This is a genomic window from Geobacillus sp. Y412MC52, from assembly GCF_000174795.2.
GTDB classification, from domain to species: domain Bacteria; phylum Bacillota; class Bacilli; order Bacillales; family Anoxybacillaceae; genus Geobacillus; species Geobacillus thermoleovorans.
The window spans coordinates 13,795-36,470 of the sequence record NC_014915.1 but is presented as its reverse complement, the minus strand read 5'-3'; the positions used below and the strand labels follow the sequence as shown (position 1 = coordinate 36,470).

13 protein-coding genes, 4 tRNA genes, 4 rRNA genes, 1 other RNA gene and 1 other annotated feature are annotated in these 22,676 nt (G+C 54.2%); of the genes, 2 read left to right on the top strand and 20 right to left on the bottom strand.

Annotation, left to right across the window (positions count from 1 at the left end):
• Positions 1-174: 174 nt before the first annotated feature.
• The 11 genes from GYMC52_RS00165 to tadA all read right to left on the bottom strand — a co-directional run bounded on the left by GYMC52_RS00165 (position 175) and on the right by tadA (position 10,103).
• Positions 175-3,103: ribosomal RNA gene (locus GYMC52_RS00165) — 23S ribosomal RNA — on the bottom strand.
• A gap of 266 nt (positions 3,104-3,369) precedes the next feature.
• Positions 3,370-3,445 (bottom strand) — tRNA-Ala (locus tag GYMC52_RS00160).
• A 6-nt stretch (positions 3,446-3,451) separates the two neighbouring features.
• Positions 3,452-3,525: transfer RNA gene (locus GYMC52_RS00155), tRNA-Ile, on the bottom strand.
• A 335-nt stretch (positions 3,526-3,860) separates the two neighbouring features.
• Positions 3,861-5,418: ribosomal RNA gene (locus GYMC52_RS00150) — 16S ribosomal RNA — on the bottom strand.
• The 16S and 23S rRNA genes sit together here with 2 tRNA genes alongside, the layout of an rRNA operon.
• Positions 5,419-5,959: 541 nt before the next feature.
• Entirely contained in the window at positions 5,960-6,223 is a 264-nt protein-coding gene (locus GYMC52_RS00140; protein WP_012820428.1) for a pro-sigmaK processing inhibitor BofA family protein, read from the bottom strand.
• A gap of 78 nt (positions 6,224-6,301) precedes the next feature.
• Positions 6,302-6,526: a YaaL family protein gene (locus GYMC52_RS00135; protein WP_012820427.1), complete on the bottom strand. Its 225-nt coding sequence runs from the start codon at positions 6,524-6,526 to the stop codon at positions 6,302-6,304.
• A gap of 23 nt (positions 6,527-6,549) precedes the next feature.
• The gene (gene recR, locus GYMC52_RS00130) at positions 6,550-7,146 is read right to left on the bottom strand and encodes a recombination mediator RecR (protein ID WP_012820426.1); all 597 of its coding nucleotides are present in this window, start codon (positions 7,144-7,146) and stop codon (positions 6,550-6,552) included.
• Between the two features lie 9 nt (positions 7,147-7,155).
• The gene (locus GYMC52_RS00125) at positions 7,156-7,479 is read right to left on the bottom strand and encodes a YbaB/EbfC family nucleoid-associated protein (protein ID WP_020279743.1); all 324 of its coding nucleotides are present in this window, start codon (positions 7,477-7,479) and stop codon (positions 7,156-7,158) included.
• Between the two features lie 26 nt (positions 7,480-7,505).
• Complete coding sequence (dnaX, locus tag GYMC52_RS00120) at positions 7,506-9,185, bottom strand: DNA polymerase III subunit gamma/tau (RefSeq protein ID WP_012820425.1); 1,680 nt, start codon at positions 9,183-9,185, stop codon at positions 7,506-7,508.
• Between the two features lie 117 nt (positions 9,186-9,302).
• Positions 9,303-9,567: signal recognition particle sRNA large type (ffs, locus tag GYMC52_RS18155), an RNA gene on the bottom strand.
• Between the two features lie 38 nt (positions 9,568-9,605).
• A complete protein-coding gene (gene tadA / locus GYMC52_RS00115) occupies positions 9,606-10,103 on the bottom strand; it encodes a tRNA adenosine(34) deaminase TadA (protein WP_011229532.1) in 498 nt (165 codons plus the stop codon).
• Positions 10,104-10,188: 85 nt separating this feature from the next.
• On the opposite strand from tadA, the gene GYMC52_RS00110 reads away from it, so the two are divergent.
• The gene (locus GYMC52_RS00110) at positions 10,189-11,484 is read left to right on the top strand and encodes a LysM peptidoglycan-binding domain-containing protein (RefSeq protein WP_013522751.1); all 1,296 of its coding nucleotides are present in this window, start codon (positions 10,189-10,191) and stop codon (positions 11,482-11,484) included.
• A gap of 212 nt (positions 11,485-11,696) precedes the next feature.
• On the opposite strand, the gene serS is transcribed toward GYMC52_RS00110, so the two are convergent.
• The 5 genes from serS to guaB form a co-directional block, all read right to left on the bottom strand.
• The gene (gene serS / locus GYMC52_RS00105; RefSeq protein WP_012820423.1) at positions 11,697-12,971 is read right to left on the bottom strand and encodes a serine--tRNA ligase; all 1,275 of its coding nucleotides are present in this window, start codon (positions 12,969-12,971) and stop codon (positions 11,697-11,699) included.
• 54 nt (positions 12,972-13,025) lie between these two features.
• Positions 13,026-13,245: a binding site (T-box leader), on the bottom strand.
• 9 nt (positions 13,246-13,254) lie between these two features.
• Positions 13,255-13,845: a pyridoxal 5'-phosphate synthase glutaminase subunit PdxT gene (gene pdxT / locus GYMC52_RS00100; protein WP_011229528.1), complete on the bottom strand. Its 591-nt coding sequence runs from the start codon at positions 13,843-13,845 to the stop codon at positions 13,255-13,257.
• A 24-nt stretch (positions 13,846-13,869) separates the two neighbouring features.
• On the bottom strand, positions 13,870-14,754 hold the full coding sequence (gene pdxS, locus GYMC52_RS00095; RefSeq protein WP_011229527.1) for a pyridoxal 5'-phosphate synthase lyase subunit PdxS: 885 nt from the start codon (positions 14,752-14,754) through the stop codon (positions 13,870-13,872).
• A gap of 130 nt (positions 14,755-14,884) precedes the next feature.
• Entirely contained in the window at positions 14,885-16,243 is a 1,359-nt protein-coding gene (locus GYMC52_RS00090; protein ID WP_011229526.1) for a serine hydrolase, read from the bottom strand.
• 104 nt (positions 16,244-16,347) lie between these two features.
• On the bottom strand, positions 16,348-17,814 hold the full coding sequence (gene guaB, locus GYMC52_RS00085; RefSeq protein ID WP_011229525.1) for an IMP dehydrogenase: 1,467 nt from the start codon (positions 17,812-17,814) through the stop codon (positions 16,348-16,350).
• Between the two features lie 125 nt (positions 17,815-17,939).
• Between guaB and GYMC52_RS00080 the strand changes: the two genes are divergently transcribed.
• Positions 17,940-18,917, top strand: a complete 978-nt coding sequence (locus GYMC52_RS00080) for a YaaC family protein (RefSeq protein WP_012820422.1) — start codon at positions 17,940-17,942, stop codon at positions 18,915-18,917.
• A 44-nt stretch (positions 18,918-18,961) separates the two neighbouring features.
• Here the strand turns inward: GYMC52_RS00080 and rrf are convergent.
• From rrf to GYMC52_RS00055, 4 genes are all read right to left on the bottom strand, one after another.
• Positions 18,962-19,078 (bottom strand): 5S ribosomal RNA (gene rrf, locus GYMC52_RS00075).
• A 238-nt stretch (positions 19,079-19,316) separates the two neighbouring features.
• Positions 19,317-22,246, bottom strand: a 23S ribosomal RNA gene (locus GYMC52_RS00065).
• A 241-nt stretch (positions 22,247-22,487) separates the two neighbouring features.
• Positions 22,488-22,563, bottom strand: a tRNA-Ala gene (locus GYMC52_RS00060).
• A 6-nt stretch (positions 22,564-22,569) separates the two neighbouring features.
• Positions 22,570-22,643, bottom strand: a tRNA-Ile gene (locus GYMC52_RS00055).
• Positions 22,644-22,676 lie beyond the last annotated feature (33 nt).

Sequence of the window (22,676 nt, the reverse complement as noted above, 5' to 3'; positions counted from 1 at the left end):
CATTCCTTCAAAACTAGATAACCGTCGGAAGAAGCCGCTCGCCTGCGCTTTTCGCATTGTCCAGCTCCGGCTCGCCGCCGCTCGGGGTCAAATAACCTTCGCCTTCGGGATGTGAACATCCCTGCAGGCGAAGAACATTTGCCCGTCGCGGCGACCCGCTCGCCTGCGCTTTTCTTGGTTAAGCCCTCGATCGATTAGTATCCGTCAGCTCCACGTGTCGCCACGCTTCCACCTCGGACCTATCGACCTCGTCATCTTCGAGGGATCTTACCCGCTTCACGCGGTGGGAAATCTCATCTTGAGGGGGGCTTCACGCTTAGATGCTTTCAGCGCTTATCCCGTCCGCACATAGCTACCCAGCGGTGCCCCTGGCGGGACAACTGGTACACCAGCGGTGCGTCCATCCCGGTCCTCTCGTACTAAGGACAGCTCCTCTCAAATTTCCTCCGCCCGCGACGGATAGGGACCGAACTGTCTCACGACGTTCTGAACCCAGCTCGCGTACCGCTTTAATGGGCGAACAGCCCAACCCTTGGGACCGACTACAGCCCCAGGATGCGATGAGCCGACATCGAGGTGCCAAACCTCCCCGTCGATGTGGACTCTTGGGGGAGATCAGCCTGTTATCCCCGGGGTAGCTTTTATCCGTTGAGCGATGGCCCTTCCATGCGGAACCACCGGATCACTAAGCCCGACTTTCGTCCCTGCTCGACCTGTCCGTCTCGCAGTCAAGCTCCCTTGTGCCTTTGCACTCTCCGAATGATTTCCAACCATTCTGAGGGAACCTTTGGGCGCCTCCGTTACCTTTTGGGAGGCGACCGCCCCAGTCAAACTGCCCACCTGACACTGTCTCCCACCCCGTTAAGGGGTGCGGGTTAGAATTTCAATACCGCCAGGGTGGTATCCCACTGTCGCCTCCACCGAAGCTGGCGCTCCGGCTTCCCTGGCTCCCACCTATCCTGTACAAGCGATACCAAAATTCCATATCAGGCTGCAGTAAAGCTCCACGGGGTCTTTCCGTCCTGTCGCGGGTAACCTGCATCTTCACAGGTAGTATAATTTCACCGGGTCTCTCGTTGAGACAGCGCCCAAGTCGTTACACCTTTCGTGCGGGTCGGAACTTACCCGACAAGGAATTTCGCTACCTTAGGACCGTTATAGTTACGGCCGCCGTTTACTGGGGCTTCGGTTCGCACCTTCGCTTCCGCTAAGCGCTCCCCTTAACCTTCCAGCACCGGGCAGGTGTCAGCCCCTATACGTCGCCTTTCGGCTTCGCAGAGACCTGTGTTTTTGATAAACAGTCGCTTGGGCCTTTTCACTGCGGCTCTTCAGGGCTCTTCACCCCAAAGAGCACCCCTTCTCCCGAAGTTACGGGGTCATTTTGCCGAGTTCCTTAACGAGAGTTCTCCCGCGCGCCTTAGGATTCTCTCCTCGCCTACCTGTGTCGGTTTGCGGTACGGGCACCTCTTCCCTCGCTAGAGGCTTTTCTTGGCAGTGTGAAATCGGGGACTTCCGGATCCATCCGTCGCCATCACCGCTTGGCCTTATGATCCGCGGATTTGCCTGCGGATCAGCCTCACGGCTTGGACAGGCTCTTCCAGCCGCCTGCTCGCCCTATCCTCCTGCGTCCCCCCATCGCTCAAACGGGAAGAAGGTGGTACAGGAATCTCAACCTGTTGTCCATCACCTACGCCTTTCGGCCTCGGCTTAGGTCCCGACTAACCCTGAGCGGACGAACCTTCCTCAGGAACCCTTAGGCTTTCGGCGCAGAGGATTCTCACCTCTGTTTTCGCTACTCATACCGGCATTCTCACTTCTAAGCGCTCCACCAGTCCTTCCGGTCTGGCTTCTCTGCCCTTAGAACGCTCCCCTACCGATGACCAACGGTCATCCCGCAGCTTCGGCGGCACGTTTAGCCCCGGTACATTTTCGGCGCAGAGTCACTCGACCAGTGAGCTATTACGCACTCTTTAAATGGTGGCTGCTTCTAAGCCAACATCCTGGTTGTCTCGGCAACTCCACATCCTTTTCCACTGAACGTGCACTTCGGGGCCTTAGCTGGCGGTCTGGGCTGTTCCCCTCTCGACCACGGATCTTATCACTCGCGGTCTGACTCCCGGGCATAAGTCATTGGCATTCGGAGTTTGACTGGGTTCGGTAACCCGTTTTGGGCCCCTAGCCCAATCAGTGCTCTACCTCCAAGACTCCTAAACCCGAGGCTAGCCCTAAAGCTATTTCGGGGAGAACCAGCTATCTCCAAGTTCGATTGGCATTTCACCCCTACCCACACCTCATCCCCGCACTTTTCAACGTGCGTGGGTTCGGGCCTCCAGCCGGTGTTACCCGGCCTTCACCCTGGACATGGGTAGATCACCTGGTTTCGGGTCGACGACGACGTACTTGACGCCCTGTTCAGACTCGCTTTCGCTGCGGCTCCGCCTCTTCGGCTTAACCTCGCACGCCATCGTCACTCGCCGGTTCATTCTACAAAAGGCACGCCATCACCCATCAACGGGCTCTGACTACTTGTAGGCACACGGTTTCAGGTTCTCTTTCACTCCCCTCCCGGGGTGCTTTTCACCTTTCCCTCACGGTACTGGTGCACTATCGGTCACTAGGGAGTATTTAGCCTTGGGAGATGGTCCTCCCTGCTTCCGACGGGATTCCTCGTGTCCCGCCGTACTCAGGATCCGCTCGGGAGGGAACGAAGTTTCGACTACAGGGCTCTCACCTTCTCTGGCCGGCCGTTCCAGACCGGTTCGTCTACCCCGTCCCTTTCTCACTCCCATCGTGAGCGGTCCTACAACCCCAAGAGGACACGCCTCTTGGTTTGGGCTGTTCCCGTTTCGCTCGCCGCTACTCAGGGAATCGCGGTTGCTTTCTTCTCCTCCGGGTACTAAGATGTTTCAGTTCCCCGGGTGTGCCCTCCATGCCCTATGGATTCAGGCATGGATACTGCCCCATTACGGACAGTGGGTTCCCCCATTCGGACATCTCCGGATCAACGCTTGCTTACAGCTCCCCGAAGCGTTTCGGCGTTTGCCCCGTCCTTCATCGGCTCCTAGTGCCAAGGCATCCACCGTGCGCCCTTTCCAGCTTAACCTATTGCGCTCTCGGCTTCTTCCTTCATGTCTAGCGTCGGCGCCTGGCTCTCTTCTGCCAAATAACCTTCCCCCTCGGGGTGCAAGCACCCCTCCGGGTGAAGAACATTTGGCTTCGAGAGCCGATCGCGGCGCCTCCGCTTTTCCGGTTATCTAGTTTTCAAGGAACGAGACTGCTTCTTGAATTTGCTTCTCTGCAGTCTTGTGCCGAGGAATCTTGCTTCCCTGAACCCGCTGGCAGACGCAGGCACAGACGCAAAACTTGATATGGTGGAGCCTATCGGGATCGAACCGATGACCTCCTGCTTGCAAAGCAGGCGCTCTCCCAGCTGAGCTAAGGCCCCATCCAATGGGCCTAAGTGGACTTGAACCACCGACCTCACGCTTATCAGGCGTGCGCTCTGACCAGCTGAGCTATAGGCCCATATACACATTGCAAGGAACAATAAGTTCCCTCAAAACTAAACAAAACAGCAAGCGTCATTATAATCAAACTGATAGGTTTTGTCAAGAAATTCTGTCTAGCTCCGGCTCGCCGCCGCTCGGGGTCAAATAACCTTCGCCTTCGGGATTGTAAATCCCTCTAGGCGAAGAACATTTGCCCATCGCGGCGAAACGCTCGCCTTCGCTTTTCTCCCTGTCTAGCTCCGGCCGCCATCGGCTCGCGACGCTTCGGTCCTGCTGCGGCGGGCTAAGCCCGCTCGCAGGCCCTCCAGCGCACCTCGCCGATAGGCGGGCGGCCTCCGCTTTTCTCCTTAGAAAGGAGGTGATCCAGCCGCACCTTCCGGTACGGCTACCTTGTTACGACTTCACCCCAATCACTTGCCCCACCTTCGGCGGCTGGCTCCCTTGCGGGTTGCCTCACCGACTTCGGGTGTTGCAAGCTCTCGTGGTGTGACGGGCGGTGTGTACAAGGCCCGGGAACGTATTCACCGCGGCATGCTGATCCGCGATTACTAGCGATTCCGGCTTCATGCAGGCGAGTTGCAGCCTGCAATCCGAACTGAGAGCGGCTTTTTGGGATTCGCTCCCCCTCGCGGGTTCGCAGCCCTTTGTACCGCCCATTGTAGCACGTGTGTAGCCCAGGTCATAAGGGGCATGATGATTTGACGTCATCCCCACCTTCCTCCGACTTGTCGCCGGCAGTCCCTCTAGAGTGCCCAACTGAATGCTGGCAACTAGAGGCGAGGGTTGCGCTCGTTGCGGGACTTAACCCAACATCTCACGACACGAGCTGACGACAACCATGCACCACCTGTCACCCTGCCCCCCCGAAGGGGGAACGCCCAATCTCTTGGGTTGTCAGGGGATGTCAAGACCTGGTAAGGTTCTTCGCGTTGCTTCGAATTAAACCACATGCTCCACCGCTTGTGCGGGCCCCCGTCAATTCCTTTGAGTTTCAGCCTTGCGGCCGTACTCCCCAGGCGGAGTGCTTATCGCGTTAGCTGCAGCACTAAAGGGTGTGACCCCTCTAACACTTAGCACTCATCGTTTACGGCGTGGACTACCAGGGTATCTAATCCTGTTTGCTCCCCACGCTTTCGCGCCTCAGCGTCAGTTGCAGGCCAGAGAGCCGCCTTCGCCACTGGTGTTCCTCCACATCTCTACGCATTTCACCGCTACACGTGGAATTCCGCTCTCCTCTCCTGCACTCAAGTCCCCCAGTTTCCAATGACCCTCCACGGTTGAGCCGTGGGCTTTCACATCAGACTTAAGGGACCGCCTGCGCGCGCTTTACGCCCAATAATTCCGGACAACGCTCGCCCCCTACGTATTACCGCGGCTGCTGGCACGTAGTTAGCCGGGGCTTCCTCGTGAGGTACCGTCACCGCGCCGCCCTCTTCGAACGGCGCCCCTTCGTCCCTCACAACAGAGCTTTACGACCCGAAGGCCTTCTTCGCTCACGCGGCGTCGCTCCGTCAGGCTTTCGCCCATTGCGGAAGATTCCCTACTGCTGCCTCCCGTAGGAGTCTGGGCCGTGTCTCAGTCCCAGTGTGGCCGGTCACCCTCTCAGGCCGGCTACGCATCGTCGCCTTGGTGAGCCGTTACCTCACCAACTAGCTAATGCGCCGCGGGCCCATCCGCAAGTGACAGCCAAAGGCCGCCTTTCAACCAAAGACCATGCGGTCTTCGGTGTTATCCGGTATTAGCTCCGGTTTCCCGGAGTTATCCCGGTCTTGCGGGCAGGTTGCCCACGTGTTACTCACCCGTCCGCCGCTGACCAAATCAGAGCAAGCTCCGATTTGGTCCGCTCGACTTGCATGTATTAGGCACGCCGCCAGCGTTCGTCCTGAGCCAGGATCAAACTCTCCAAAGAAAGTTGATTGGCTTTTCGGATTGTCCAGCTTCGGCCAAAGCGGCCTCCGCTTTTCATGCTGTCTAGCTTCGGCCGCTATCGGCTCGCGACGCTTCGTGTCCCGCTGCGGCGGCGACAGCCTCCTCGCGGGCCTCTCAGCGCGTTTCGCCGATAGGCAAGCGGCCTCCGCTTTTCGGATTGTCCAGCTTCGGCGCCTCGCTCTCTTCTGCCAAATCACCTTCTACCTCGGGGTGCAAGCACCCCTCGAGGTGAAGAACATTTGGCTTCGAGATCGCCAGGATGGCGATATTTCGCCGTTGCCTGCAGGACGCAGGCTGCCTTTAGGCGAAATTACGGCGCCTCCGCTTTTCTTATGACGCTTGCGTTTTGTTTAGTTTTCAAGGAACTTGTTTATCTTGCACACTTTTATTATTATACATATCATTTAATTTGCTGTCAATATATATTTCATGAACAGCGACATTAATTAATATAATGCATTGTCATATAAAAGTCAATAACTTTTAAACAAAAAAATTAAAGGCATCTTGAATAATGATGCCTACAAAATATATCGGTCAATCACGATTAACGCTGCCGCTCCAGGGAGGCCAAGAAATCCGCAAACGATTGAGGTGACGAGGTTAATCGGAATATGGATGTTAAAATGCCCGCCGATGGTGTTGATGACAAACAGCGCGAGCGCCCCGACGATCAGGCGGATAGCAGCGTAGCCGATGAGGCGAAGCGCTTTGAGACGGGCGCCGACGATAAGCAAAACGGCGATAAGCGCTAGCAACACGGTAATGACGACTTTCGGCTCCAACGTTTGAACCCCCTTTTTGCACGCTTGTACTACCAACGTATGAGAAACAGGGGAAAAAAGAACAAAAAAATAAGGAAGTTAACGCACTTCCTTAAGTGTGATGCGGCGGTGCTTCGCTTCGCGGAGGAGGAAAAAATATTTGGCCTCAGCGAGTTGCAATGCGCTCAGCACCTCCGGAGACGGATCGACGCTTTTTTCGATGAGTTGTTTCTGCTCAAGCCATTCAGTTCTAGCCTTTTGTAGTTCAGCCATTAACTTCTCATCAAATTGTCTCTTTAGTTTCCCCTTTCGCCGCCATAACAAACCGATCCCCACCTTCTTTCTCTCTATAGCTCACGGCGCCCTTCCAACGCCTTTGATAACGTCACTTCGTCCGCATACTCCAAGTCGCCGCCGACCGGCAAGCCATGGGCGATGCGGGTGACTTTGATTCCTGTCGGCTTCAACAGGCGGGAGATGTACATCGCCGTTGCCTCTCCCTCGATGTTCGGGTCGGTCGCTAAAATCACCTCTTGGATCGTCTCATCCTGCAATCGCGTGAGCAGCTCGGCGATTTTAATATCTTCCGGTCCGATGCCTTCCATCGGCGAGATGGCCCCGTGCAACACGTGGTACAGGCCATTGTATTCTTTCATCCTCTCCATGGCGATGACATCTTTCGGATCCTGAACAACGCAAATCGTCGTCCGGTCGCGCCGCTCGTCTTTGCAGATGTAGCAAGGGTCTGTATCTGTAATATGTCCGCAAATCGTGCAATAATGAATATGCCGCTTGACATCAACGAGCGCTTTGGCAAACTCAAGCACGGTGTCTTCTTTCATCGCCAGCACATGAAATGCAAGGCGGGCAGCCGTTTTCGGGCCGATGCCGGGCAGTTTCATAAAACTGTCAATCAACTTCGATAGCGGTTCTGGATAATGCATACGCCCCCCCTAGAACAACCCTGGAATGTTAAGTCCTTTCGTAAACTGCCCCATCATTTCATTAGCCAACTCATCCGCTTTTTTCAACGCATCGTTTGTCGCTGCCAAAATCAAATCTTGCAGCATTTCAATATCGTCTGGGTCGACGACTTCCTCTTTAATTTTTACTTCCAAAATTTGTTTATGACCGTTAGCGACAACGGTCACCATGCCTCCGCCCGCCGTGCCTTCCACTGTTTTTTCCGCCAACTCTTCCTGCGCTTTTTGCATTTCTTTTTGCATTTTTTGCATTTGTTTTAACATTTTTTGCATATTGCCCATTCCGCCACGCATCATCTTGGCATCCTCCTTTAAACGGTTTATTCTTTAATTTCGATCAGCTCTTCGCCAAACAGCCGCTTCGCTTCGGCGATTAACGGATCTTCTTCGCTTTTTTCCACCATGGCGTCCTTATTGCGGATGAACTCTTCTCTTATTTTTCCCCATTCTCCCTCCGGAATGGCTACCATTTCAAAGCGGCGGTTTGTCAGCTCAAACAAAATCGCTTCGACGTTTTCTTTGACCGAACTTGTGGGATCGGTCGCCATTTTGCAGTGGATTTCGTATTTGAATTTTAATACAAACGCTGAGGCGCTCGCTGCAACCGGCTCGCTCTCTTGCAGCAAGGCAGCGTGCGACACTTTATGCTGCCGTTTCAACGTGTCGAGCACATCCGCCCAGCATCCTTTCACCAAAGCTAAATCTTCATGCGTCGCCTGTTTCAACAGCTCGTAAATGCGGCCAACCGGGGCTTTATATCCCCCCGTTTTCATCGGTTTGGACAGTTTTTTCACCGGCGCGGCGGTCGACGGAGGGGCAGGCGGTTGTTCCTTCAGGCGCCGCAATTCCGCCTCCAGCGTTTCAATCCGCTTTATCAACGGTTCCAACTCGGAAGCCGACAGCGACGGGGCGGCGGCTGATGGATGGCAAAGTTTCACAAGCGCCACTTCCAACAGAAGGCGCGGGTGGTTTGTCCACTTCATCTCTTGCTGGCTTTTGTTCAGCAACTCGATGGCCTCGTATAAATTGGAAACCGGAATCATTTCCGACAGTGAAGTGAACGCTTCGTCAACGACAGCAATTTGAATCGCTCCCTCCACATAGGGAGCGGTTTTGTACAGCAATAAATCGCGATAGTACAAAATCAAGTCTTCAACCAAACGATGCGGATCTTTCCCTTGCGCCATCATCGTTTCCAACTGCTGAAGAACCGCCGCTGTATCTTTGCGGTGGATGGCTTCGATGAAGCTCGATAAGGCGGCAAATGATGCAGCCCCGGTCATCGCCAGCACGTCGTCGAGCCGAAGTTTCCCGTCGCTGAACGAAATGGCTTGATCAAGCAAGCTGAGCGCATCGCGCATCCCCCCGTCTGCAGCACGGGCGATGGCGGACAATGCCTCATCGGACGCCTCGACACCTTGGGCGCTTGCGACATACTTTAGCCGTGAAACGATCGCCGGAAGCGGGATGCGGCGAAAATCGAACCGTTGGCAGCGGGAAATGATCGTCGCCGGAATTTTGTGCGGCTCGGTCGTGGCCAAAATGAAAATGACGTGTTTCGGCGGCTCCTCCAACGTTTTCAACAGCGCGTTAAACGCACCGATCGACAGCATATGCACCTCGTCGATGATATACACTTTGTAGCGGGCCGACGTCGGCGCAAATTTCACCTTCTCACGGATATCACGAATTTCATCGACGCGGTTGTTGGAAGCAGCGTCAATTTCCAGCACATCGGGAACCGTTCCATTCGTAATGCCGAGGCAAGCTGGACACTCATTGCATGGCTCCGCCGCTGGCGCCTGTTCACAGTTGACCGCCTTGGCGAAAATTTTCGCTGCGCTCGTTTTTCCTGTACCGCGCGGGCCGGAAAATAAGTAAGCGTGCGATATTTTATGTTGAAGCAGGGCGCTTTGCAACGTCTTGGTCACGTGTTCTTGGCCGACCATGTCCGCAAAGCGCTGCGGCCGAAACACGCGATATAACGCTTGGTATGCCACGGAAAACGGCCCTCCTCTTTCTCTCGTCCTATCTATTATATAACTTCCTATTGCAATTTGAAATAACAAAAAACCCACTCGCCATGAGTGGGTTTTGTTCCCTATCGCTATGTAAGGCCGTGCACCTTCTGTCGATTAGCTGCCCCGAGCGTTGCTCAAGCAGTTAGCTCAGCCCAGGCGTCCCCGCGGCACATGGGAGCATCCGCTTACTGCTGCTTCCTTCCGGACCTGACAGGGTTCACGGAATCCCATTGCGCGGGACCCAGACGTCAACACCACTTGCTTGAGACAGGCCTCGCAACAGACTAACCTCGAGAAGGAATTCAGCCTCGCTAGAGCGGATTGCGAGTACAGGGCACCGCTACCTCCCCGCTTAGCACGGCACTATCAGTATAGCTCGTTAGCGGAAAAAATGCAATGTCAATCGACGGAATTTTCGTTGGCACTCCCGCCAACATTTCTCTTTTGTTCGCGCAATCGTCGAAAAAATTGGCTCAACAGCGAACCGCACTCGTCAGCAAGCACCCCGCTTACCACCTTAACCTGATGGTTAAATCGGCTTTCCTGCAATAAGTTCATCAATGTCCCAGCGCACCCTCCCTTTGGGTCAAACGCGCCAAATACAACCCGTTCGATGCGGGAAAGAACAATGGCGCCTGCGCACATGGCGCACGGCTCAAGCGTTACGTACAACGTCGCCCGCTCAAGCCGCCATGAACCGGTTGCCCGGCATGCTTCATCGATTGCCAAAATTTCTGCATGAGCGATGGCGCGTTGTTCGGTTTCCCGCAAATTATGAGCGCGGGCGATGACGCGGCCGTCTTGAACGATGACAGCGCCGATCGGCACTTCGCCGATCTGCTCCGCTTTTTTTGCTTCTTCCATTGCCAATCGCATGTAGTACTCGTCGGTGTTCATCGTATACCCCTTCACACAAACGGTCATTTCTCCTTTCTTTTCATCATAGAATATGGAGAATAAAGACGCAACTAGGAGGTCAAGTATGCAAATCCACGTAGTGCAGAGTGGACAAACGTTAAGTGGAATTGCTGAGGCATACGGGACCACGGCGGAAGAAATTGTCCGGGCCAACAAGCTTCCAAACCCTGATAAACTCGTTGTCGGCCAGGCGCTCGTGATCCCGATCGTCGGTCGTTTTTACTGGGTGCAGCGCGGCGACACGTTATGGTCGATTGCACGCCGATTTTCGATTCCGATGCAGCGGCTTGCCGAAGTGAATCGCCTCTCCTTAAACGCTCCGCTTAAGGTCGGGCAGCGGCTTTATATACCGCCCGGCGCCAAGCGAAGAGCGGAGTTTAACGCCTATATTGAACCGCGCGGCGCGACTGTCAGCCCAGCGCTGGAGGCGAGCGCTCGCGAAGCCGCTCCGTATTTGACTTATTTGAGTCCTTTTTATTTTGCGATCCGACGCGACGCGACATTGCAAGAGCCGCCGCTTGACGACTTTCCGGATATTGCCCGCGCCAACCGCGTCACGCTCGTTATGGTTGTCGCCAACATTGAAAACGGGCAGTTCAGCGACGAGCTCGGCGCGCTTATGTTAACAAACGAAACGCTGCAAAATCGTCTGCTCGACAACATTGTCGCGACCGCTAGACGGTATGGCTTCCGCGACATCCATTTTGATTTTGAATATTTGCGCCCGGAAGACCGTGAGGCGTATAATGCGTTTTTGCGCAAAGCGAAACGGCGGTTTGCACGAGAAGGGTGGATGATGTCGACCGCCTTGGCGCCGAAAACGAGCGCGACCCAGCGCGGACGTTGGTACGAAGCACACGACTACCGCGCCCATGGACAAATTGTCGACTTTGTCGTGATCATGACGTATGAATGGGGCTACAGCGGCGGGCCGCCGATGCCGGTGTCCCCGATCGGTCCGGTCCGCCGCGTTCTCGAGTACGCCATCTCTGAAATGCCAGCCGGAAAAATTTTGATGGGGCAAAACTTGTATGGCTACGACTGGACGCTGCCATATGTACCCGGCGGCCCGTACGCCCAGGCCATCAGCCCGCAGCAAGCCATCGCCCTCGCCGCAAAGTATAACGTTGCCATCGAATACGATATGGAGGCGCAGGCACCGCATTTTCGCTATCGCGACGAAAACGGACGCGAGCATGAAGTATGGTTTGAGGACGCCCGCTCCATTCAAGCAAAATTTAATCTCGTGAAGGAACTTGGTTTGCGCGGGGTCAGCTATTGGAAACTTGGCATTGATTTTCCACAAAACTGGCGGCTGATCGCTGATCAATTTACTGTTGTAAAAAAAATAAAGGCATAAAAAACCCGCCGGTCAACGGCGGGTTTTTTTATGATGGGAAACGGCTTTCGGCGGTCAGCCGTTTCAGATGACAATCTCCTCTTATGCGCGTCAGTCCTCTTCATCATCGTCTTGGCCAAGAACAAGATTTCTTGTTCCTCATTGCCAACGTCATTCACTATAACACGGCAGTCGGGAAAAGTCAACCAACGATTTGCCTCAAGCACCTTTTTTCAGCGAATGACGTCCCGATTCCCCATGTAAGGACGAAGCGCTTCCGGAACGATGACCGAGCCGTCTTCTTGCTGGTAGTTTTCCAAAATGGCGGCGACCGTCCGCCCAATGGCTAGCCCCGAACCGTTTAATGTATGCACGTACTCCGGTTTCGCTTTTGGATCCCGACGGAAGCGGATGTTGGCACGGCGCGCTTGAAACGCCTCAAAGTTGCTGCACGACGAAATTTCCCGGTACGTTCCGTAACTTGGCAGCCAAACTTCAATATCGTACGTTTTCGCCGCCGAGAATCCAAGGTCTCCGGTGCACAAGGCGACAACGCGGTACGGAAGCCCGAGCCGTTGCAAAATCGTCTCTGCCTGGCGCGTCAGCTTTTCCAATTCATCGTACGAGTCCTCCGGCTTTACGAATTTTACCAGCTCGACTTTATTGAACTGATGCTGGCGGATCAGCCCTCTCGTGTCGCGGCCGGCCGACCCGGCTTCCGCGCGGAAGCAGGCGCTGTAGGCCGCATAGTAAATCGGCAAATCATCTGCGGCCAAAATTTCGTCGCGGTGCAGGTTCGTCACCGGCACCTCAGCGGTCGGAATGAGGAAATAATCTTCGCTGTCCAAATGGAACACATCCTCGGCAAATTTCGGCAACTGTCCGGTTCCGATCATGCTCGCCCGGTTCACTAAGTATGGCGGCAACACTTCTTCGTAACCGAATTCATCGAGATGGATGTCAAGCATAAAGTTGATGAGCGCCCGCTCAAGCCGCGCTCCTAACCCTTTATAAAAGACAAATCGGCTTCCCGCCACTTTGGCGGCTCGCTCAAAGTCGAGCAAACCGAGCCGATCGGCGATTTCCCAATGCGGCTTCGGCTCAAAGGAAAACGAACGCGGCTCTCCCCATCTCCGCACTTCCACATTGTCCTCTTCTGATTGGCCGATCGGCACTGATTCGTGCGGCACGTTTGGAATCGACAACAACAAGTCGTCGAGTTCCGCCTCAAGCTGGCGAATTTGTTCATCCATCCGTTTAATGCGGTCACCGACTTCGCGCATTTGGGCAATCAGCGGCTCGGCGTCCTTTTTCTCGCGCTTTAGGACAGCGATTTGCTGCGACACATCGTTGCGCTTGCTTTTCAGCTCTTCGACTTCCGCGATCAAGCGGCGGCGGTCTTTGTCCAATTGTTCAAAGCGGTCGATGTTCGTCAAATCCCCGCCGCGCTGCATTAGTTTTTCTTTCACTTCTTCAAACTGGGTGCGCAATATTTTCACATCCAGCATGGCTTTTACCTCCTTTTCCATTCAATATTATACATAAAAAAGCCCCCGTCCCAAAAAAGGGACGGGAGCCATCCCGCGGTGCCACCCTTATTGAAGGCTTGCTATGCCTTCCTCTTTTGCCGTTAACGGCGGCGGCCGAAAACGCCTACTGGCCCTTTGGGCGTTCAACGTTTTGCTCGAGGATGGATTCACAGGAGCTCCCTGCCGGTTCGCACCGCCCACCGGCTCTCTGAAAGGAAGGCATCCCGCTACTTGTTCCTCTCATCGCTTTCGCTTGATCACTTTACTTGAGGCTTGACGCCATTTTCGCTTCTTTGACCATGTTGAGAAAGTATTGCATCAATCGATGATCGTCGGTCAGCTCTGGATGGAACGAGCAGCCGAGAAACTGTCCTTGTCGAGCGGCGACAATGCGGTCATTGTATGTCGCCAAGACATCGACCCCGTCCCCGGCCTCCACGATATGCGGAGCACGGATGAAGACGCCGACAAACCCGTCGCCGACACCCTTAATCGACAGCTCCGCCTCAAAGCTTTCCCGCTGCCGACCGAACGAGTTCCGCTCGACTGTAATGTCCATTAATCCTAAATGTGGCTCGTCATAGCCGACAATTCGCTTCGCCAGCAAAATGAGTCCGGCGCACGTGCCGAACATCGGCTTGCCGGCAGCGGCAAATTGCTTGAGCGGCTCCATCAGCCCATAGCGGTCGATGAGCCGCCGCATCGTTGTGCTTTCGCCGCCCGGCAGCACAAGACCGTCCAACCCTTCAAGCTGCTCCGGCTTTTTCACGATGACCGCCTCGGCGCCGCACGCCTCAATGGCGCGAACATGCTCCCGCACAGCTCCTTGCAGTCCAAGTACACCTATTTTCATCGTTGCTTTGCTCCTTTATTTAGCTTACCAGCCGCGTTCTTGCATCCGGTGCTCCGGCAACAATGTCGCGATATCGATGCCGCGCATCGCGCCGCCCAATCCTTTCGACAAGTGTGCGATCAATTCATAGTCTTCGTAATGAGTCGTCGCCTCTACGATCGCGCGCGCGTATTTTTCCGGATTTTCCGATTTGAAAATGCCAGACCCAACAAAGACACCGTCCGCACCCAAGTGCATCATCAAGGCAGCGTCAGCCGGTGTCGCGACACCGCCGGCGGCAAAGTTGACGACCGGCAGGCGGCCAAGCCGCTTGATCTCGCGCAGCACCTCAACCGGAGCCCCGAGCTGTTTCGCCTCAGCGACAAGCTCATCTTCGCTCATGTTGACGACTTTGCGAATTTGCGCGTTCACTTTGCGCATATGGCGCACGGCCTCAACAATGTTGCCTGTCCCCGGCTCTCCTTTGGTTCGCAACATCGATGCCCCTTCTGCAATGCGGCGCGCCGCTTCCCCTAAATCGCGGCAACCGCACACAAATGGAACGGTAAACTGCCGTTTGTCAATATGGAATTCCTCATCAGCCGGCGTTAATACTTCACTTTCGTCAATGTAGTCGACACCAAGCGCCTCTAAGACACGCGCCTCAACATAGTGACCGATCCGCACTTTCGCCATGACTGGGATCGAAACGGCGTTCATCACTTCTTCGATCACCGTCGGGTCGGCCATGCGCGCGACACCGCCAGCGGCGCGAATGTCCGCCGGGACGCGCTCGAGCGCCATAACCGCGACAGCCCCTGCCGCTTCAGCGATTTTCGCCTGTTCTGCGTTCACGACGTCCATGATGACGCCGCCTTTTTGCATTTCCGCCATGCCGCGTTTGACGCGGTCCGTACCTGTCAATGCCAACGTTGATTCCCCCTATTCCTAATCCTTATGCTTTGCGAGGCATGCAAAAGGACGATTCCACTGTTTTATTTTACCTCAATTTTTACAAAAATCACAATGGAAAAAAGCTCCCCATCAAGGGGAGTCGATTCTACAGCCAGCCTTTCACTGTTTTGGCGACGCTTGTCCATAAATCAACAAACAGTCCGCCGACCGCGCGCATCGAAAGAACAAACCAATTGGCTTTTTCGACTTCAGCTGTTGTGACAAGCGGCACACGGATGTTTTTTTGCATGTCTGGGCTTAAGAAGGCAAGGGAGTCGTCCCCTTTATATTCGAGCGTCATATATCCAACCGTTTCCCCTTTTTTCAAAGGGGCGACTAGCTTTCCTTCTTTTGTCATTTTTTTCTTGTCCAACACATATACAGGTTTGTATTGTTTTTCCTCGCCGTTTTTCACAAGCAGATCCAGATTCTTTCCTGTCGCGACACGAACCTCTTTTTCTTTCCCTTTCACGACCGGAAGTGTTTCTTTTCCTTTCAGCTGGTACCCTTTTGGATAAAGCGTCTCGAGGGAGTATTGGTTGAATCCGTAGTTAAATAGTTTTTCTGTCTCTTTAAAGCGCGCCTCTTTTGTTGTTTTCCCACTCGCATCTTTCGCGTTCATGACAACCGAAATCAAGCGGACGCCGTTTCGTTTCGCCGTCCCGGTGAAACAGTTGCCGGCAAATTCCGTATAGCCGGTTTTCAACCCGTCTACACCTTCGTATCCGTACACAAGCCCAGGCAGCATCCAATTCCAGTTGTCCATTTTGATTTCATCTTTTGTTCCTTCCCGGAATACTTTATGAGGAATGCTCGCTGTTTTCAGCACTTCGGGATGATCTTTCAGCAACCGGTAGGCAAGCATCGCCATCGCACGTGCGGACATGACGTTTTCCTCATTTGTGCTTGTCCCTTCTGGATGGAATCCTTTTAAATCCTTATTGCTCAACCCTGTGGCATTGACAAACTTATAATCTTTCAGCCCAAGCTCTTTCGCTTTGTCGTTCATCATTTTCACAAAATTTTTCTCCGATCCAGCGATGATCTCAGCAATCGCGACCGTTGCCCCGTTCGCCGAATAAATGGCCATTGCCTCGTACAGCTCACGCACCGTATACTTGCCATCTTTTCGCAACGGGACATTGGACAGCGCCCGGTCTTGCGACAGCCGGTACACGTAATCGCTTGGCGTGTACATTTGATCCCATTTGACGCGCTTCGCCTTAATGGCGTCAAGAAGCAAATACTCGGTCATCATTTTCGTCATGCTGGCAATCCCAAGCACCGTATCGATATTTTTTTCATACAAAATTCTTCCCGTTTGTGCATCCACTAAAATCGCAGCGTCCGCCCGGATGTCAAGCGGGGCGCTTTCCGCCTTCACCGTCTGTTGAAACGGACCAAACGTTAAACAAAGGCAAATCGACAGCAACCAAAACAACCAGTTTTGTTTTCTCCTCCTCACAATGACACCCTCCTCACACAACCGTTATTGTAACATACCGTCGGCCAAAAAAATAGACGGAGGACATGTCTCCGTCAAAGTTGAGACGATCGGCGCAACTCCGATCAAAAAGCAGAGTAGTTCGGCGCTTCTTTCGTAATTTGCACGTCATGCGGATGGCTTTCACGGAGCCCCGCGCTCGTCATGCGGATAAACTGCGTTTTTTCGCGCAGCTCTTCCAAATTGCGGGTTCCACAATAGCCCATGCCGGCGCGCAACCCACCGACAAGCTGATAAATCGTGTCGGCAAGCGGCCCTTTGTATGGAACGCGTCCCTCGATGCCTTCCGGGACAAACTTTTTCGCATCTTCTTGAAAATAGCGGTCTTTGCTGCCGCGCTCCATGGCTGCGACCGATCCCATGCCCCGGTACACCTTGAAGCGGCGGCCTTGGTAAATTTCCGTCTCACCCGGGCTTTCGGAAACACCAGCAAGCAAGCTGCCGAGCATAACCGCATGCGCCCCAGCCGCGATCGCCTTCACAATGTCGCCGGAATATTTGATCCCGCCGTCAGCGATGATCGGGACGCCATGTTTGCGCGCCTCAGTCGCACAGTCGTAGATCGCCGTAATTTGCGGCACACCAACCCCGGCGACAACCCGGGTCGTGCAGATGGACCCCGGACCGATTCCGACTTTAATAATGTTCGCCCCAGCCTCAATCAAGTCGCGCGTCCCTTCAGCTGTCGCGACATTGCCGGCGATGATGTTCAAGTCCGGGTATTGGCGTCGGATGTTGGCCACCGTCTCTAGGACGCCTTTCGAATGGCCGTGCGCCGTGTCAACGACAATGACATCAACCCCTGCCTCAACAAGCTTTTTGACGCGAATCATCGTGTCCGCCGTCACCCCGACGGCTGCCCCGACAATCAGCCTCCCTTTCGCATCTTTCGCCGAATTCGGGAACTCAATGACCTTTTCAATATCCTTGATCGTAATTAATCCCTTCAGCACACCGTTTTCATCAACAAGAGGCAGTTTTTCGACCTTGTGTCGCTGCAAAATTTTCTCTGCTTCCTCCAACGTTGTCCCCACCGGAGCAGTGATCAAGTTTTCCTTCGTCATTACCTCGGAAATTTTAATCGAATAGTCTTGAATGAAACGCAAGTCACGGTTCGTAATAATGCCGACCAATTTTTGCTCCTCGGGGTTGTTGACGATCGGCACCCCCGAGATCCGATATTTACTCATTAAGTGTTCTGCATCATACACTTGATGATCCGGCGTTAGGAAAAACGGGTCCGTAATGACGCCTCGTTCCGACCGTTTCACCTTGTCGACCTGCTCGGCCTGCTGTTCGATCGACATATTTTTGTGAATGATGCCAAGGCCTCCCTGACGCGCCATCGCAATTGCCATCTCCGCTTCGGTGACCGTATCCATCCCGGCGCTGAGAATCGGGATGTTCAACTGCAGCGTATCGCTCAACTTCGTGGTTACATCAACATCGCGCGGCAATACGTCCGACTTCGCTGGGATGAGAAGAACATCATCAAACGTCAATCCTTCCTTGGCGAATTTCGCTTCCCACATGTTTTCTCCCCCTTGTCCGGAAATATTATTAGTAGCTTAACAACTGGTTAAACTACTGTCAAGGAATCAAGAAAATGTCCAACTTTTCAGTTATTTCGAGACAATTCTATGTAAGGGGGGTAAAAATGTTCGGAAATCACGGTCAACTGTTTCGCCTTTCTGTTTTCCGCTCGGCCGATACTGCGCAGCAATTTTTGCGGCAATGCTATCAACAGCTGCAGCGGGATGACGCCGTCCAACGCAGTTATGCAAACTGTTACCCATTTTTATATTATCTGGAACACGGGCAAAATTTTTACGCCGCTGCCCAGCAGGCGCCGCTGTCCATCAAGCCAGTTCTCTTGTTTTACGGCATGGTGCAGCTCTTAAAAGCATGCCTGCTCACTGTCGACCCCGACTACCCGGAATCAACATCGGTCTTGGCCCATGGTGTATCAGCAAGAAAACGAAAAAAACAGGGCTACGAATTTTTAGATGATGAAGTGAAAATACAAAAAAACGGTTTATTCGCACATTTTTCTGAAAAAATGTTTCATGTGAAACAAGAAGCTGGGGAAAAATTTCGCATGGGCACGCTGTTGCAACGAATTGGCGAGTTGCATGAAACGTTTTTTCTTCTAAGCGGGCGAAAAAAACCGTTATCCTTGCCTGTTGTACATACTGCTTCGCCGCCGATGCTCGCCATCCCAAAAGTGATTTTGGACCACTACCATATGTCGTTGTCCCGCTTTGTCCAATATCTCTGTGAAGAAGGACAAGGAAAGCGGCTTTCGTTCGCCAAAGAAGAAGGAGAATTTCTGTATTTTCATATAGAATCGCCGCTGTCGCCGGCCGGAGAAGGTCCGTTTTTATTCCATCTTGACGGTACACTCCGAATTCCAGTCAAGAAAGAGAAAACATTCTCGCTTCCAGAAATACACGCCCATTACTTGTTGCTGTATAACTTGAGCATGATTTCGCGCTATGAGACGGAATGGTGGAGCGAGCTTCTCCATTCTTACCCAAGCAAGGCATACACTTTTATTCTTGAGTTTCTCTCCGTGTCGGCGGAAAAAGTGCCGTTGCTGCTTCATGAATACTTAATGCGGAAATTTTTGGGTTGAATCAAATCAAAAATCCCCTGCTGTATATACAGCAGGGGATTTTCGCCTAGCAGCGACCTACTCTTGCAGGGGCGCTGGCCCCAACTACCATCGGCGCTGGAGGGCTTAACTTCCGTGTTCGGGATGGGAACGGGTGTTTCCCCTCCGCCATAGCCACTAGGCAATAGTTATCATCTTGGACAGTAATTATTATATCCATCCTGTTGGATTTGTCAACAGGATGTTCATTCCTTCAAAACTAGATAACCGTCGGAAGAAGCCGCTCGCCTGCGCTTTTCGCATTGTCCAGCTCCGGCTCGCCGCCGCTCGGGGTCAAATAACCTTCGCCTTCGGGATGTGAACATCCCTGCAGGCGAAGAACATTTGCCCGTCGCGGCGACCCGCTCGCCTGCGCTTTTCTTGGTTAAGCCCTCGATCGATTAGTATCCGTCAGCTCCACGTGTCGCCACGCTTCCACCTCGGACCTATCGACCTCGTCATCTTCGAGGGATCTTACCCGCTTCACGCGGTGGGAAATCTCATCTTGAGGGGGGCTTCACGCTTAGATGCTTTCAGCGCTTATCCCGTCCGCACATAGCTACCCAGCGGTGCCCCTGGCGGGACAACTGGTACACCAGCGGTGCGTCCATCCCGGTCCTCTCGTACTAAGGACAGCTCCTCTCAAATTTCCTCCGCCCGCGACGGATAGGGACCGAACTGTCTCACGACGTTCTGAACCCAGCTCGCGTACCGCTTTAATGGGCGAACAGCCCAACCCTTGGGACCGACTACAGCCCCAGGATGCGATGAGCCGACATCGAGGTGCCAAACCTCCCCGTCGATGTGGACTCTTGGGGGAGATCAGCCTGTTATCCCCGGGGTAGCTTTTATCCGTTGAGCGATGGCCCTTCCATGCGGAACCACCGGATCACTAAGCCCGACTTTCGTCCCTGCTCGACCTGTCCGTCTCGCAGTCAAGCTCCCTTGTGCCTTTGCACTCTCCGAATGATTTCCAACCATTCTGAGGGAACCTTTGGGCGCCTCCGTTACCTTTTGGGAGGCGACCGCCCCAGTCAAACTGCCCACCTGACACTGTCTCCCACCCCGTTAAGGGGTGCGGGTTAGAATTTCAATACCGCCAGGGCGGTATCCCACCGTCGCCTCCACCGAAGCTGGCGCTCCGGCTTCCCAGGCTCCCACCTATCCTGTACAAGCGATACCAAAATTCCATATCAGGCTGCAGTAAAGCTCCACGGGGTCTTTCCGTCCTGTCGCGGGTAACCTGCATCTTCACAGGTAGTATAATTTCACCGGGTCTCTCGTTGAGACAGCGCCCAAGTCGTTACACCTTTCGTGCGGGTCGGAACTTACCCGACAAGGAATTTCGCTACCTTAGGACCGTTATAGTTACGGCCGCCGTTTACTGGGGCTTCGGTTCGCACCTTCGCTTCCGCTAAGCGCTCCCCTTAACCTTCCAGCACCGGGCAGGTGTCAGCCCCTATACGTCGCCTTTCGGCTTCGCAGAGACCTGTGTTTTTGATAAACAGTCGCTTGGGCCTTTTCACTGCGGCTCTTCAGGGCTCTTCACCCCAAAGAGCACCCCTTCTCCCGAAGTTACGGGGTCATTTTGCCGAGTTCCTTAACGAGAGTTCTCCCGCGCGCCTTAGGATTCTCTCCTCGCCTACCTGTGTCGGTTTGCGGTACGGGCACCTCTTCCCTCGCTAGAGGCTTTTCTTGGCAGTGTGAAATCGGGGACTTCCGGATCCATCCGTCGCCGTCACCGCTTAGCCTTATGATCCGCGGATTTGCCTGCGGATCAGCCTCACGGCTTGGACAGGCTCTTCCAGCCGCCTGCTCGCCCTATCCTCCTGCGTCCCCCCATCGCTCAAACGGGAAGAAGGTGGTACAGGAATCTCAACCTGTTGTCCATCACCTACGCCTTTCGGCCTCGGCTTAGGTCCCGACTAACCCTGAGCGGACGAACCTTCCTCAGGAACCCTTAGGCTTTCGGCGCAGAGGATTCTCACCTCTGTTTTCGCTACTCATACCGGCATTCTCACTTCTAAGCGCTCCACCAGTCCTTCCGGTCTGGCTTCTCTGCCCTTAGAACGCTCCCCTACCGATGACCAACGGTCATCCCGCAGCTTCGGCGGCACGTTTAGCCCCGGTACATTTTCGGCGCAGAGTCACTCGACCAGTGAGCTATTACGCACTCTTTAAATGGTGGCTGCTTCTAAGCCAACATCCTGGTTGTCTCGGCAACTCCACATCCTTTTCCACTGAACGTGCACTTCGGGGCCTTAGCTGGCGGTCTGGGCTGTTCCCCTCTCGACCACGGATCTTATCACTCGCGGTCTGACTCCCGGGCATAAGTCATTGGCATTCGGAGTTTGACTGGGTTCGGTAACCCGTTTTGGGCCCCTAGCCCAATCAGTGCTCTACCTCCAAGACTCCTAAACCCGAGGCTAGCCCTAAAGCTATTTCGGGGAGAACCAGCTATCTCCAAGTTCGATTGGCATTTCACCCCTACCCACACCTCATCCCCGCACTTTTCAACGTGCGTGGGTTCGGGCCTCCAGCCGGTGTTACCCGGCCTTCACCCTGGACATGGGTAGATCACCTGGTTTCGGGTCGACGACGACGTACTCACACGCCCTGTTCAGACTCGCTTTCGCTGCGGCTCCGCCTCTTCGGCTTAACCTCGCACGCCATCGTCACTCGCCGGTTCATTCTACAAAAGGCACGCCATCACCCATCAACGGGCTCTGACTACTTGTAGGCACACGGTTTCAGGTTCTCTTTCACTCCCCTCCCGGGGTGCTTTTCACCTTTCCCTCACGGTACTGGTGCACTATCGGTCACTAGGGAGTATTTAGCCTTGGGAGATGGTCCTCCCTGCTTCCGACGGGATTCCTCGTGTCCCGCCGTACTCAGGATCCGCTCGGGAGGGAACGAAGTTTCGACTACAGGGCTCTCACCTTCTCTGGCCGGCCGTTCCAGACCGGTTCGTCTACCCCGTCCCTTTCTCACTCCCATCGTGAGCGGTCCTACAACCCCAAGAGGACATGCCTCTTGGTTTGGGCTGTTCCCGTTTCGCTCGCCGCTACTCAGGGAATCGCGGTTGCTTTCTTCTCCTCCGGGTACTAAGATGTTTCAGTTCCCCGGGTGTGCCCTCCATGCCCTATGGATTCAGGCATGGATACTGCCCCATTACGGACAGTGGGTTCCCCCATTCGGACATCTCCGGATCAACGCTTGCTTACAGCTCCCCGAAGCGTTTCGGCGTTTGCCCCGTCCTTCATCGGCTCCTAGTGCCAAGGCATCCACCGTGCGCCCTTTCCAGCTTAACCTATTGCGCTCTCGGCTTCTTCCTTATGTTAATCGGTTATCTAGTTTTCAAGGAACGAAGTAGCTCCTTTGAATTCGCTTCTTCGCTGGTTTGCGTCGAGGAATTCGGCTTCTCCGAATCCGCTTGTAGACGCAGACGCAAACGAGACTGCTTCTTGAATTTGCTTCTCTGCAGTCTTGTGCCGAGGAATCTTGCTTCCCTAAACCCGCTGGCAGACGCAGGCACAGACGCAAAACTTGATATGGTGGAGCCTATCGGGATCGAACCGATGACCTCCTGCTTGCAAAGCAGGCGCTCTCCCAGCTGAGCTAAGGCCCCATCCAATGGGCCTAAGTGGACTTGAACCACCGACCTCACGCTTATCAGGCGTGCGCTCTGACCAGCTGAGCTATAGGCCCATATACACATTGCAAGGAACAATAAGTTCCCTC